A 13,440-nucleotide genomic window follows, 5' to 3' on the forward strand; every position below is an offset into this window, starting at 1 on the left:
AATTAGTTTAAAAGAAATAAATAACTTGAATTTATTTTACTAAACGTTATTCTTCGTTACTATATCTTTAGCGTTCCTTGCAGCCTTTTTAGACCGCATCTTTAAATTCAGCATCTCAACTAATACGGAAAACGCCATTGCGAAATAGATATAACCTTTTGGAATGTGCTGCTCTAATGCCTCTGCTAAAAGGGAAACCCCAATAAGCAACAAAAAGGATAGCGCCAGCATTTTTACAGTAGGGTGTTTATTAACAAAGGAAGCAACTCCATTTGATGCCCAAATCATAATGCCTACCGCTATTATCACAGCTGCTATCATGATCTCTACATGACTGGCCATACCAACAGCGGTAATAACCGAATCAAGCGAGAATACGATGTCAAGCAGCATGATCTGGAATATGGTTCCCCAAAATGAATGCGGTTTTACATTGGCATCACCTTCTTCTTCTCCTTCAATTTTATGATGTATTTCAGATGTGCTTTTATATATTAAAAATAGTCCTCCGATTATTAAAATCAGATCACGGCCGGATATGGCAAGTTTTTCTACCCATTCCGGGTTGGTAATATCCATCATCCCTGCTATATTAAACAAAGGTGTGGTTAACGTCATTACCCAACTTATGGATAACAGCAATAATATCCGTGTAAGCATAGCCATCCCCAGGCCTACCTTTCGCCCTTTGTCTTGCTGATTGGCAGGTAATTTATCCGACAGGATAGATATAAATATAACGTTATCAATACCCAGTACTATTTCTAAAACAGTTAATGTAATCAAAGATATCCAGGCTTCCGGATCGGTAAATATTTCCATGTAACAAATTTATGCCTAAAATAATAAAACCCTTGCCGGTAACAACAAGAGTTTTATAAATAGGTTCGGGTTAATGTATTATTGAAAATTTACCTGGGTGAAATTTCCGCGAATAATTATTTTACCATTGGTATTAGCTTTGCCGATGTATCCCTTATATGTTTTGGTAGATGACCAGCCTTTTTGCTCATCCGTTGATTTGTACGTACATTTTACCTTATCATCATTAAAATCGAATCCCCCCATTTTTGTAGTAACATCAAAGTTAAAAGCCTCGGAATTTTTAAAATCAAAATCTATATTAGTAAATGCTGCATCAACATTTATATTGCTAACGGTTTTATCGATGGTGCCTATTCTGAAACCATCGCCATATTTTATATCTACATTGGCCGCGCCTTTTAGCCTGTCAATATCTATTGAGGAGAAACTTATATGTGCATCAATATTATTAACAGTGCCGGTTTTTAAACTTCCGTAGGAAACTCTTAATTTTCCGCTGTTAAAATCTGTAATATTGGCATCTCCATAACTTACTTTAACATCATTTTCGGTATTTGTAAGGCCTGCAGCAGTTAAACCACCATAACTAACCCTTAACAAGGTTTTACCCGAGAGCTCCGGAAGAGACACGGAACCAAAACGATTGGTAATATCTATACCATTAGACGCCGGCATATAAACCGTGTAGTTAATTTCTATATGTGTTCTGTTATTATTGCCGGAATTGCCATTAAATAAATTAGTTTTAAATGATACTACAGAGCCTGTTTTACTGCTACTAATACTTGACCCATCTGCCATATAATTCACAGTTGATTCATCCCTTGCTCCGAATTTCATTTGTACATCAACTTTAAATTCGTTCTTGTTCCAGGTATTAACCGTAATTTTGCCAAAAGTGTTATTTATTTGCAGTACATCATTTCCGTCAACACTATAACTCTTACTGTAATTTTTTATCTTTTCTACCAATTTACCATCAGCCAACTGCTGTTTATAATCATCTTCTGATAATCTGGCGGGGTTGTCGATATCAATAGATATATCGGGTATATTTACGTTGAAATTTTTATCGAAATTATCCCCAAAATCCTTAAATCCGGCTTCGAGGGATTTTCCAAGATCCTGCATAGCTAACTCTACTTGTTTGCCTTGTATTGTGCTCAGGTTTTTGATAGTAGTTTTAAGTTTTTCCAGATTAATATTTACATTGATATTAATATCATCGTTATCATTAATCGCATGATCTTGAGCTTTTGGCGTTACTGGCGGTGCTGCCGGTATTTGTTGTGAAAAGGCAGTAAGGCTAAAAACAGACATTAGCATTAAAGCAATAATACTTTCATTAAATACTTTTAATTTCATTTCTTTGATCCTTTTTACTTTGATTGAATTGTTCAATTACACTTAATTGTTGATTAAGCACCTCTGTTTGTATTTGCAAGTTCCGGATCATTGCACGTAAAATACGTTCCTGATTAGGACTGGTAGCCAAATCTTTAGTTAGCTTTTTGTAATTCTCCTGAATTTTAGCGATATCGTTATTAAACTCCTGATATAACTGAGGGTCGAACTTTGCTACTTGTTTTAATTCAATACGTTTAGTATTAATTGCAGATACGAGTTGAATTTGTTGTTTAGCATAAGTGGGATTTATATCAGCCAGTTTAATGTTTGTGTTTTCTGTTTTTTGACTTTGTATGTACACGCCGAAACCTACGCCCATAATTACTATTATTATGGCGGCAACCCTTAGTACAAAGCCAAGGGAGAACGTTCTTGCTCCCCGCTTTTTTGGCAGTTGGCTAGCCTCCCACATATCCAGCTCTTTTTCAATATTACCCCAAATATCATCGCTTGGCTGTAGGTCATCAAATTTCTCCCTGTTGTCGCTAATAAAATTTTCAAGCCGTTTGCTCATCTTGTAATTCCTTTCCTGATTAATATATCATTCAATTTCCGTTTAGCCCTCAAAAACTGGGTACGCGATGTGTTCTCTGATATTTCCAGCACTTGCCCTATCTCCTCATGGTCGTACCCCTCCAGTAGGTAAAGCGTCAGTACTATCCTATAACCATCAGGCAATTCATTAATTGCTCGCTTTATCTGTTGTACTTTATATTGGAGGTCACTGTCATCAATTATCTCTGTATCCGGTATGTTTTCTAATTGCCCTTCTTCTATTTCTACCAATTCAAGTTTGCGCTTTCGAAGCATGTTAATAGCACGATGTATTACAATTTGTTTAAGCCATAGTCCAAAAGTGGTTTCCTGTCTAAAATCTTTCATCCGTTTAAAGGCATCTGTAAAAGCTTCCTGTAATACATCTTCAGCTTCCGCAATATTACCCACTATCCTAAAGGCGACGTTAAGCATCGCTTTAGCATACAATCGGTATAATTCATAACAGGCCTTCTTACTACCCTGTTTACACTCAACTACAAGGCTATAGTGTTTATCAACGTATACGGCTTCCAAATTAATAATAGGTTTCAGATTAAATGACGCCGTGTAACCAACAACGTTGCATTGCAGTTAAAATAATTTTCGAGGAGAGGATATAATATATTTAGCTTATTGTGTGGCTAAAAATTTATCAATGGCACTTATAGCATTCGCATATCTTTCCGGACCGTTTCCGGATATCAATTCATAGCGGGCATTTAGCTCTCGGAGTTCTTTATACCAAACATCCATGAAGTGTTCGCGCATGTGCGGGAAATCACGTAAAGGGTCGTGTTCCCAAGGTAGGTCAATATTTAGCAGCAGGTAAAAGTCATAAGTGTGTTTAGGTAATTCATCAAGTACTTCCTGTGGTGCTTTCCCGAAAGTATATTCACTCCATATTTTTACCGTAATAAATGTGGTATCGCAAATTAAGATCTTATTGGCTTTAGGGAGTAGTTCATATTCAAGAGCCAGCTGACCATTAAACATATTGATCTCATCCTGCCATGTGGGGGTATCTGTTAAACCTTCGCAATATGCACGGGCAAACTCAGGCACCCAAACTGTACGGTAATGCTCCGCCAAATATGCAGACATGGTAGATTTGCCGGTAGACTCCGGTCCAACTATAGCTATTTTGAATATATCTGTTTTATTCATCAATCCTCGCGTCTGTAGCTTTAATTAACTGACTTTTGTAATCCTTCTTCCAGTCAATGTAGCCCATTAAGGCGATACCCACATATATGGCGTACATAACTGCTGTAAGGTGCAGATCTTTAAATATATAAACGCCAACGTAAATTACATCAACAAATATCCATATCAGCCAATTCTCTAAAACCTTCCGAGCCAGGAAAACCTGTGCAACCAGGCTACATGCTGTGCAAAAACTATCAATATAGGGATATGATGCGGGAGTGTATTTTAAAAGTGTGCCTAATATAAAGGTGAAAAAAGCTATAGCAATAACAGATACTAATACTTCCTTTTTAGTGATTATTGCAACCGGTGTTTTCTTTTCGTCTTTAGGTTTTTTGCTCCAGTAATACCAGCCATAAATATTGACTATGAAGAAATAAACCTGTAGGCCCATATCCGCATACAGATGTGCCTCAAAAAATATAAAGATATAAAGTGTAACGCTGATGATGGCAATGGGCCAGTTCCATATATTGTTAACCGCAGCCAGGTAAACACATAACAGTCCGGTTATAACACCACATAGCTCCAGCCAGGTTTGTTGTTGCCACCAATCTTGCAGCAAGTGTACAATTTGCATGGCGTAAATATAAGTAAGGTATTTAATTAAAAAGCCTCATCTGAATCAGAGGAGGCTTTAAATGCACTTATATTACCAGCTTACCATATTTTTACCCTTTTATCAGGGTCGATCCATAATTTATCTCCTTTTTTTACACCAAAAGCTTCGTAAAACTCAGGAACATCGGCAAATGGTCCGTTAACCCGTAAAAAGTCTGGTGAATGCTCGTTGGTAAGTATCTGACTTAATAACGACTCTTTTCGGGCTTGCCCCATCCAACCTAATGCATAACCTAAAAAGTAACGCTGAAGTGGAGTAAGCCCGTTTATTTTTTTGCCCTCTTTATATTGATCCGTCTTTTTAAAGGCATCAAGTCCAATTACAATTCCACCAAGGTCTGCAATATTTTCCCCTAACGTGGCTTTACCATTAACAGATTGACCATATACTTTATAATTATTGAACTGATCTACCAGTTTTTGCGCGCGCTTAGCGAAATTAACAGAGTCCTGTGGTAGCCACCATTCTTTAAGATTTCCCTTTGCATCAAACTGACGGCCCTCATCATCAAATCCATGGGTCATTTCGTGGCCTATTGTTGATGCCGCCGCATAGCCATAAACAACCGCGTCATCAACATTTTCATCTGCTGTGCCGGGCAGGGTAAGCATAGCAGCAGGTAAAACTATCTCATTGTTTGATGGATTATAATAGGCGTTATAGGTTTGTGGTGTCATTCCCCATTCCTCCCGGTCAACTGGTTTACCCAGTTTATCAGCATTACGCTGATGTAAAAAAGCATTTCCGTTCATTACATTTTGTGCGTAAGATGAACGGTCTATCTTAAGATCCGAGAAGTCTTTCCACTTATCCGGATAGCCAACTTTAGGGTAAACCTTAGCCAGTTTCTCGTATGCCTTTTGTTTAGTTTTCTTACTCATCCAATCCAGCTTTTCAATATGCTCTTTAAAGGTGGCGCGCATGGCCTCAACCAGGTCTACATAACGTTTTTTTGTTTTTTCTGGAAAGTATTCTTTCACAAATATTTGTCCCAATACTTCACCCATTAAACTATTCTCGGTATCCAGGACGCGTTTCCAACGCGGCAACTCTTCTTTACGACCTGATAATACAGTGCCGTAAAAACGGAAATTCTCATCAGCAAAAGACTTACTAAGGTATGGGCTGTAATCATTCACCAGATTTTTACGCAGATAGTTTTTCCAATCATCAATGCTATAGCTTTTTAGTGCTTTGTTCACTGCCCGATAATACTCCGGCTGCCCAACAATAACAGTGTCCACATTCTTATATCCCATGGTCTCAAATGTCGCTTTCCAGTCAATATCAGGTGCCAGTTTACTTAAACCAGCTACAGGCATTTTGTTATAATTATGATATGGATCGCGCAGATCGACCAATTTACGTGAGCTATCTGCCAAAAACTTTTCTAACTCATACGTCTTGTTTGTGGCGGCCGTTGCTGCATCAGGTGTTAACCCTATTAGTTTGTATAAAGCAGGCAAGTGTTTTTGTTGATAGTCTGTACGTATATCAACACTATGCTGATCGGTATTAAAATAATAATCTCTATTAGGTAATCCGATACCTGTTTGATACAACTGTAAGGCTATTTTATCACTGTTTTTGTCATCCTGCCCGGCATAAGCACCAATAGGAGTAGGTACACCTATGGTTGCCAGGTGTGCGAATTCATTTACCAGACTTTTTATATCGGTAATGTGATCAATTTTGGCGAGCTCGTCTTTTAATGGACTTAAACCTTGTTTTTCAATGGATACCGTATCCATGCCGGTATAATAAAAATCGCCGATTTTTTGAGTGTTGCTTCCCTTTTCAGCATTTGCCTTCATCGCATCCTCATTGATTTTTTTGAGTTTGCTGCGCAGATCTTCCTGTACAATGTTGCCTAAGCCCCAATAAGAGTAAGCATCTGGTATAGGGTTTTCCTTAATCCATTTACCATTGGCATATTTAAAAAAATCATCGCCTGGTTTTACGGTTGTGTCCATATGACCAATCACCTGGTCATTTTCCGCATAAATTTTAGTGCGGTCTTTATCTTTGCAGGCGGCAAGAAATAGTGCGCCGATTGAGCAAATAGCAATAGCGATAGTAGTTTTGTTTTTCATCTTTTTAATTTTTGTATATAAAAAAATACAAGTAGTGTATGTTATAGCAGAATGTGGTAATAGCGTACTTATCCGGCTTTAATAAATTTTATTAAATGTGAGGTTAAAGCGGCATTAAAGCAAAATAATCTTTAAAATATTACAAAGAAAAATTCAACTAATAACATTATTGACTCTGATGAATTTTAGCAATTGGATTGAGCGGTTTTAAATAAGCCATATTTGTAAATATTTAAATATCAGTTATTAATAAATATTTGGAGCTGAGAAATTACAACTGTTAGATTATACCGAATAATTTAGCAGGCAATATTTTTCCGGAAATGTGACCGTAATTCTTAGTATGCTAAATTATCTGGCTTCACTTTTGTAAAACAATTATGACTCTGCATTTAACTGTGAAAAAAATAAAATACATCTACCTATAAAAAATTTTGTTTTGAATTCTCAGGCGCCCAAGTTGAGATGGAATTGTTCTTTATTTTGGGTTTAATCAATAGTTTAAATTAATTAGGGGAAAAGGGAGCTTCAAAAGGCTCTCTTTTTTTATGTACGATATTTTGCTATGCATGCATAATATTCATACCTTTAAATTTTCCAAACACTATGCAATTCAATTTAACTGAAGAACAAATTATGATTCGCCAGGCGGCGAGGGATTTTGCGCAAACCGAATTAAAACCGGGTGTAATTGAGCGCGATGAACATCAGAAATTTCCGGCTGAACAGGTAAAGATGCTTGGCGAGCTTGGTTTTTTGGGTATGATGGTGTCTCCTGAATATGGTGGTAGCGGCATGGATGCCATATCATACGTATTGGTAATGGAGGAGTTATCCAAAGTAGATGCTTCTGCGTCAGTAGTGGTATCTGTTAATAACTCGTTAGTTTGTTACGGGCTGGAAAAATATGGAACCGAAGAACAAAAGCAAAAATACTTAGTGCCGCTTGCCAGGGGCGAAAAAATAGGTGCCTTTTGCCTTTCGGAACCTGAGGCAGGTTCTGATGCTACTTCGCAGCGTACTACAGCAATTGATATGGGCGACCATTATTTATTGAACGGAACTAAAAACTGGATCACCAATGGCAATTCAGCTTCTACCTATATAGTAATGGCGCAAACCGATGCGTCAAAAAAGCACCATGGGATTAATGCTTTAATTGTTGAGCGGGGAATGGAAGGATTTGAAGTGGGTGCTAAGGAGAATAAGCTCGGCATTCGTGGATCAGATACGCATTCTTTAATGTTTACTGATGTTAAGGTACCAAAAGAAAATCGCATAGGCGAAGATGGTTTTGGTTTTAAATTTGCCATGAGCATTTTGGAAGGCGGCCGTATAGGTATTGCATCGCAGGCATTAGGTATTGCGGCCGGCGCTTATGAACTATCAGTACAATATGCTAAAGAAAGAAAAGCATTTGGTAAAACCTTGGCCGATTTGCAGGCCATACAATTTAAGCTGGCCGATATGGCTACGGAAATTGAAGCTGCAAGATTACTGTGCTATAGAGCTGCATGGTTAAAGGATAATGGTCTGCCATATGCTCAGGCAGCATCAATGGCCAAACTTTTCGCATCGGAAACGGCTATGAAAACAACTGTTGAAGCAGTACAGATACATGGAGGCTATGGCTTTGTAAAAGAATATCACGTAGAGCGTTTAATGCGTGATGCCAAAATTACCCAGATATACGAGGGGACATCTGAAATTCAAAGAATTGTCATATCGCGCGAAGTGTTAAAATAGTTAAATCTGTTTCGTTATTTTTGATAGTATACAGAAGAGGTAGACTATTTATTGATGATCAAAAAAGTAATATTAAACTGCATACTATTTACAGTAATTGCATGTGCTGGTTTTGCACAGGTCAAATTAAGTGATGGTACATGGCGCGGAGCATTAATTACTAAAACAGGAAATGAGATCCCGTTTAATTTTGAAGTGACGCATACCAATGGCAAAGCTGTAATTGCTATTATAAACAATACCGAACGTTTTAAAGTAAACGATATAACTATCCGGCAGGATTCTGTTTTTATAAAGATGCCTTTGTTCGATTCGGAGTTTCGGTTAAAATTAGCCGATAATACGTTAACCGGGCAATGGATAAAGCATTTAGGTGAAAGCGATGTCCCCATGGATTTTACCGCAACAGCTAATACCCCCTGGCGTTTTTTAGCATCTCCTGAACCCCCTGCTCAAAATTTATCCGGCAGATGGTCTGCTATATTTGGCGATGGTGATTCCCGGGATACTACTGTTGGCGAGTTTACACAAACGGGCAATAAAATAGCCGGAACATTTTTAACTACAACCGGTGATTACCGTTTTTTAGAAGGCACAGTTTCGGATAATAAATTACAGCTTTCGTGCTTTGACGGAGGCCATGCTTTTTTGTTTACGGCTGATATAAAGAACGATAAAACATTAACAAACGGAAAGTTTTTTTCAGGCTCAACGGGAACTGATGTATGGGAAGCTTTGCGAAACGAGAATGCAAAACTACCGGATGCTTATTCATTAACAGCATTAAAACCCGGCTACAAAACACTGGCTTTTAGTTTTAAAGATTTGAATGGTAAAGCGGTCTCGCTAACAGACCAACGATTCAAAAATAAGGTGGTTATTGTGCAAATTTTAGGATCGTGGTGCCCAAACTGTATGGATGAAACAGCGTACCTTGCGGGTTACTATAAAAAATATCATCCTAAAGGTGTGGAAATAGTTGGGCTGGCTTATGAACGTACTACAGATTTTGATCGCTCTAAAAGGGTGCTTACCCAAATTAAAAAGCGCTTTAATATTGCTTACCCCCTACTAATTACCGGCTATACCAATAACAAAACAGAGGCTGCCAAAAGTTTACCCATGCTTACTAAAGTAGTAAGTTTTCCATCCACCATTATTATTGATAAGAGCGGTAATGTGCGTAAAATACATACCGGCTTTAGCGGACCCGGTACAGGCGAACATTATACCGAATTTATCAATGAGTTTGAAAAATTGACGGACGATCTGCTGGCTGAAAAGTAGTTTTTTAATTAAGGATTCAGGAACAAACTTTCGTTTATCATAGGGATGATGCCTTTTTCTAATGCGGTATCAAACAATAGCTTTATAGCTTTTTTACCATCTGTTCCTAAATTAACCGAAAACTTGTTTACATATAGTTCAATGTGTTTGTACATTACCTCTTCACTCATTTCCTGCGCATGTGAGCGTATATATTCCAAACCTGATTTTGGATGGGCAAAGGCAAATTCTACAGAGCGTTGTAACACCCTGTTTATTTTATGCTGAACATCAGCAGGCAGATTACGGTTAGCAACTATTCCGCCTAATGGAATGGCGCAGCCTGTCCTTTTTTCCCAGTAATCGCCCAGGTCAATTATTTTTTGCAGGCCCTTGTCCTGATAGGTAAAACGATTCTCGTGAATAATAAGACCGATATCTATCCTATCTTGTAAAACAGCATTCTCTATATCCGAAAAAACAAGCTCCTGTTTATTAACGGCCTCCGGAAAAGCCAGGCTTAATAAAAAATTTGCTGTTGTATATTTACCGGGTATTCCAATTTTGAGCGTTGAATTCCCTAATTTTAAGCGTTCATGGAGTTCTGCAGCATTCCCCTTGCAGATCAACAAAGGCCCCACTCCGAAACCCAGCGCACTGCCTGCATCCAGTAAAATGTATTTATCGGTAGCATAGGCAAAAGCGTGGTAACTTAATTTGGTAATATCCAGTTCACCACGAAATGCTTTTTGATTGAGTGTTTCCACATCCTCATAAAAAACATCGAAATCAAGTCCTTCGGTGTCTATCTTATGGTGAATAAGCGCGTCAAAAATAAAAGTATCGTTGGGGCACGGCGAAAAGCCAATAGTAAGTTTCATGAATTTAATTTTACCGGGGTTAAAGATTAAAAGCCGATTATATAGCCTGTCAAACTTCTAACCTGTGTAATAGTTGCAGCGCAAATGTATTAAGATTTTTAACGGCCAGGCCTATCTGCCAGGTATCCCGGTTACGTTTCTCCACGTAATTTGACACTGCCCTGATCTGTATACAAGGTAATTTTGCTTGGTGGCATGCATAAAAAAATGCCGCGCCTTCCATACTTTCCATATTTGGATTTAAACGCTCTATTATCTTTTTAATAGATAATTCGTTGCCATGAACAGTATTCACAGTAATGGCGGTAGCTTTTCTTAGCTCTATACCGTCAACTATATCTGCCAGCTTTTTACTTGCTTTAAAAACGCTTTCGCCAAATCCCAGTTCATTTATCGTTAAGAAAGAGCTATCATCTTGTGCGCCTAGTTCAGCTAATGTATCAGAGGTTATTTCTACAACTTCGCCTAAAGCAATGTTGCGGTCAAAACTACCTGCAATACCCAAATTAATGGCCAAATCATAGTGATTTTTTGCATGTTCGTGTCCTATTGCAAACGCCGCAGCTACCATACCCACCCCGGTGATAATTAAGGTATGTTGTAAATCTGCTGAAATATAACGGCCGCCAGTTGGCGTTGCTTTTTTAAATTTTGACACTAAACCATCAACCTCCGGCACTGTAGCTGCTACAAATAAAATACGCATACTGGCTTTTTTTGACTGCTAAGATAAAACAACTCACCTGTTTTTGTTTTGTATATTTGCACCATTAATTGTTATGATGATACATATTACGCGCAAAGAGCATTTTAATGCAGCACACCGGATGTACCGGGAAGAGTGGAGCGCAGAGAAAAATAACGAAGTGTTTGGCAAATGTGCCAACCCAAACTGGCATGGCCACAATTACAATTTGTTTGTAACGGTAAAAGGCGAGGTAACGCATGCAACCGGGTATCTTATTGATCTTAAAGAGTTAAAAGATATCATTAACGAATATATAATTGAAAAGCTTGACCATAAGAACCTTAATCTGGATGTAGATTTTATGGCGGGAAAAATGGCATCAACGGAATTGCTTTGTATTGAGATTTTCAATCAGCTAAAAGCTCCTATCGAGGCTTATCCCGGTGTTTATTTGCATTCAGTTAAGCTTTACGAAACCGAAAATAACTCTGCTGAATACTTTGGTGGATAAAATTTAATAATGAAGAACGAAGACGAAATTCCTGATCGTGATGAGGGGATTAACGGATATCAAAAGATCGACCGTTATAACCCGGAACTGATCAGCAACTTATCCGCGCATTACCATGATGTGCTGAAGCAAATCGGCGAAAATCCTGAGCGGGAAGGACTTTTAAAAACACCTGAACGTATTGCTAAGGCAATGCTTTACCTTACCCATGGGTATGAACTTGATGCTAAAGAGATACTGAACTCCGCTATGTTTAAAGAGGAGTATAGCCAAATGGTTATTGTAAAAGACATTGAGGTTTATTCCATGTGCGAGCATCATATGTTGCCTTTTTTTGGGAAGGCCCATATTGCCTACATACCAAACGGATATGTGGTTGGCCTTAGTAAGATACCTCGTATAGTTGATGTGTTTGCCCGTCGACTGCAGGTTCAGGAACGTCTGACTAACGAGATTCGTGATTGTATACAGGAGACATTACAACCAATAGGTGTTGGTGTGGTAATTGAATGCCGCCATTTGTGCATGAGTATGCGCGGCGTGCAAAAACAAAACTCCGTTACTACAACGTCGGCCTTTACGGGCGAGTTTTTGAAAGAGAAAACACGTACAGAGTTTTTAAATCTAATATCATCCAGGCTAAGTTAAACCTTTGTCTGAATTTTTATATAAAATATAGCGACATCCGTTTGCTATAAATAAGTAACCTTAAAAATCAATATAAATGAAAGCATATGTATTTCCCGGGCAGGGAGCACAGTTTCCGGGAATGGGTAAAGACCTTTACGAACAATCTGAACAGGCCCGTGAATTATTTGAACAGGCTAATGAAATTTTAGGTTTCCGGATAACTGATATCATGTTTGATGGTACAGAGGAAGATCTGAAACAAACCAATGTAACACAACCGGCTATTTTTATTCACTCGGTAATTGTAGCTAAAGTTTTGGCTGACGATTTTCAGCCAGATATGGTTGCGGGGCATTCTTTGGGAGAATTCTCGGCGTTGGTGGCAACCGGTGCGATTTCATTTGAAGATGGGTTACGCCTGGTATCCGCGCGTGCTAATGCCATGCAAAAGGCCTGCGAAATTCAACCGTCAGCTATGGCAGCTATATTAGGACTGGATGATTTTACAGTAGAAGATATTTGCCAGCAAATAAGTGACATTGTAGTACCCGCAAATTATAATTGCCCCGGACAGTTAGTGATCTCAGGCACTATTGCCGGGGTAGATCTGGCTTGCGAAAAAATGACTGCTGCAGGTGCCAAAAGAGCGTTGAAACTTAACGTTGGGGGGGCTTTTCATTCACCGCTGATGGAAGCAGCCCGGGTGGAGTTAGAGACCGCAATTCTAAACACTTCTTTTAACAAACCGGTATGCCCTGTTTACCAAAATATTGATGCCAAACCATATACTGAGGTGGAAAAAATAAAGCATAACCTGATAGCCCAGCTAACAGGCCCGGTAAGGTGGACGCAAACCATTGAACATATGATTGATGATGGAGCTACTTTGTTTACCGAAGTTGGCCCCGGAAAAGTGTTGCAGGGATTGGTTAAAAAGATAAATAAAACAGCAACAACAGCAGCAGCGATAATATTTTAAACAATTACGTAGTTAAATGCTTTGGTAGATATAATTTACTTTTAAAAAA

14 protein-coding genes are annotated in these 13,440 nt (G+C 38.4%); 5 read left to right on the top strand and 9 right to left on the bottom strand.

The genetic code is table 11. The features are described from left to right. Positions 1-39 precede the first annotated feature (39 nt). The 7 genes from I5M19_RS12985 to I5M19_RS13015 form a co-directional block, all read right to left on the bottom strand. Positions 40-822 carry a TerC family protein gene (locus I5M19_RS12985; RefSeq protein WP_200066759.1) on the bottom strand — a complete coding sequence of 261 codons (783 nt, stop codon included), beginning with the start codon at positions 820-822 and terminating at the stop codon, positions 40-42. A gap of 78 nt (positions 823-900) precedes the next feature. Then, positions 901-2,190: a hypothetical protein gene (locus tag I5M19_RS12990; RefSeq protein WP_200066760.1), complete on the bottom strand. Its 1,290-nt coding sequence runs from the start codon at positions 2,188-2,190 to the stop codon at positions 901-903. Further along, complete coding sequence (locus I5M19_RS12995) at positions 2,171-2,746, bottom strand: hypothetical protein (protein WP_200066761.1); 576 nt, start codon at positions 2,744-2,746, stop codon at positions 2,171-2,173. The genes I5M19_RS12990 and I5M19_RS12995 overlap by 20 nt, the downstream gene beginning before the upstream one ends. Then, positions 2,743-3,303 carry an RNA polymerase sigma factor gene (locus I5M19_RS13000; protein WP_200066762.1) on the bottom strand — a complete coding sequence of 187 codons (561 nt, stop codon included), beginning with the start codon at positions 3,301-3,303 and terminating at the stop codon, positions 2,743-2,745. Before I5M19_RS13000 ends, I5M19_RS12995 begins: the two co-directional genes overlap by 4 nt. A gap of 96 nt (positions 3,304-3,399) precedes the next feature. Then, positions 3,400-3,933 (bottom strand): AAA family ATPase, encoded by a 534-nt coding sequence (locus I5M19_RS13005; RefSeq protein WP_200066763.1) that lies wholly within the window; start codon positions 3,931-3,933, stop codon positions 3,400-3,402. Then, entirely contained in the window at positions 3,926-4,555 is a 630-nt protein-coding gene (gene pnuC / locus I5M19_RS13010; protein WP_200066764.1) for a nicotinamide riboside transporter PnuC, read from the bottom strand. The genes I5M19_RS13005 and pnuC overlap by 8 nt, the downstream gene beginning before the upstream one ends. Before the next feature lie 80 nt (positions 4,556-4,635). After that, a complete protein-coding gene (locus I5M19_RS13015; RefSeq protein ID WP_200066765.1) occupies positions 4,636-6,690 on the bottom strand; it encodes a M13 family metallopeptidase in 2,055 nt (684 codons plus the stop codon). A 606-nt stretch (positions 6,691-7,296) separates the two neighbouring features. Here I5M19_RS13015 and I5M19_RS13020 point away from each other — a divergent pair. Together I5M19_RS13020 and I5M19_RS13025 are read left to right on the top strand one after the other, a co-directional pair. Continuing rightward, positions 7,297-8,436, top strand: coding sequence for an acyl-CoA dehydrogenase (locus I5M19_RS13020; protein ID WP_200066766.1), 1,140 nt, complete (start codon positions 7,297-7,299; stop codon positions 8,434-8,436). Positions 8,437-8,490: 54 nt separating this feature from the next. Next, positions 8,491-9,723: a TlpA disulfide reductase family protein gene (locus tag I5M19_RS13025; protein ID WP_200066767.1), complete on the top strand. Its 1,233-nt coding sequence runs from the start codon at positions 8,491-8,493 to the stop codon at positions 9,721-9,723. 8 nt (positions 9,724-9,731) lie between these two features. On the opposite strand, the gene I5M19_RS13030 is transcribed toward I5M19_RS13025, so the two are convergent. Beyond that, complete coding sequence (locus tag I5M19_RS13030; protein WP_200066768.1) at positions 9,732-10,583, bottom strand: menaquinone biosynthesis family protein; 852 nt, start codon at positions 10,581-10,583, stop codon at positions 9,732-9,734. A gap of 49 nt (positions 10,584-10,632) precedes the next feature. Next, positions 10,633-11,289, bottom strand: a complete 657-nt coding sequence (mqnB, locus tag I5M19_RS13035) for a futalosine hydrolase (protein WP_200066769.1) — start codon at positions 11,287-11,289, stop codon at positions 10,633-10,635. Positions 11,290-11,365: 76 nt separating this feature from the next. Here mqnB and I5M19_RS13040 point away from each other — a divergent pair, with 76 nt between their 5' ends. The 3 genes from I5M19_RS13040 (at position 11,366) to fabD (ending at position 13,391) form a co-directional block, all read left to right on the top strand. Then, positions 11,366-11,782, top strand: coding sequence for a 6-pyruvoyl trahydropterin synthase family protein (locus I5M19_RS13040; protein WP_200066934.1), 417 nt, complete (start codon positions 11,366-11,368; stop codon positions 11,780-11,782). Positions 11,783-11,791: 9 nt separating this feature from the next. Then, on the top strand, positions 11,792-12,430 hold the full coding sequence (gene folE / locus I5M19_RS13045) for a GTP cyclohydrolase I FolE (RefSeq protein WP_200066770.1): 639 nt from the start codon (positions 11,792-11,794) through the stop codon (positions 12,428-12,430). A 76-nt stretch (positions 12,431-12,506) separates the two neighbouring features. Next, positions 12,507-13,391 carry an ACP S-malonyltransferase gene (fabD, locus tag I5M19_RS13050; RefSeq protein WP_200066771.1) on the top strand — a complete coding sequence of 295 codons (885 nt, stop codon included), beginning with the start codon at positions 12,507-12,509 and terminating at the stop codon, positions 13,389-13,391. Positions 13,392-13,440 lie beyond the last annotated feature (49 nt).

The sequence above is a fragment of the Mucilaginibacter segetis genome, assembly GCF_016522075.1.
GTDB lineage: Bacteria > Bacteroidota > Bacteroidia > Sphingobacteriales > Sphingobacteriaceae > Mucilaginibacter > Mucilaginibacter segetis.

What these genes read in the sequence shown, in the direction of transcription:
- I5M19_RS12985 (WP_200066759.1), bottom strand. Translation starts at nt 822, where the DNA reads ATGGAAATATTTACCGATCCGGAAGCCTGGATATCTTTGATTACATTA.
- I5M19_RS12990 (WP_200066760.1), bottom strand. Translation starts at nt 2,190, where the DNA reads ATGAAATTAAAAGTATTTAATGAAAGTATTATTGCTTTAATGCTAATG.
- I5M19_RS12995 (WP_200066761.1), bottom strand. Translation starts at nt 2,746, where the DNA reads ATGAGCAAACGGCTTGAAAATTTTATTAGCGACAACAGGGAGAAATTT.
- I5M19_RS13005 (WP_200066763.1), bottom strand. Translation starts at nt 3,933, where the DNA reads ATGAATAAAACAGATATATTCAAAATAGCTATAGTTGGACCGGAGTCT.
- pnuC (WP_200066764.1), bottom strand. Translation starts at nt 4,555, where the DNA reads ATGCAAATTGTACACTTGCTGCAAGATTGGTGGCAACAACAAACCTGG.
- I5M19_RS13015 (WP_200066765.1), bottom strand. Translation starts at nt 6,690, where the DNA reads ATGAAAAACAAAACTACTATCGCTATTGCTATTTGCTCAATCGGCGCA.
- I5M19_RS13020 (WP_200066766.1), top strand. Translation starts at nt 7,297, where the DNA reads ATGCAATTCAATTTAACTGAAGAACAAATTATGATTCGCCAGGCGGCG.
- I5M19_RS13025 (WP_200066767.1), top strand. Translation starts at nt 8,491, where the DNA reads ATGATCAAAAAAGTAATATTAAACTGCATACTATTTACAGTAATTGCA.
- I5M19_RS13030 (WP_200066768.1), bottom strand. Translation starts at nt 10,583, where the DNA reads ATGAAACTTACTATTGGCTTTTCGCCGTGCCCCAACGATACTTTTATT.
- mqnB (WP_200066769.1), bottom strand. Translation starts at nt 11,289, where the DNA reads ATGCGTATTTTATTTGTAGCAGCTACAGTGCCGGAGGTTGATGGTTTA.
- I5M19_RS13040 (WP_200066934.1), top strand. Translation starts at nt 11,366, where the DNA reads ATGATACATATTACGCGCAAAGAGCATTTTAATGCAGCACACCGGATG.
- folE (WP_200066770.1), top strand. Translation starts at nt 11,792, where the DNA reads ATGAAGAACGAAGACGAAATTCCTGATCGTGATGAGGGGATTAACGGA.
- fabD (WP_200066771.1), top strand. Translation starts at nt 12,507, where the DNA reads ATGAAAGCATATGTATTTCCCGGGCAGGGAGCACAGTTTCCGGGAATG.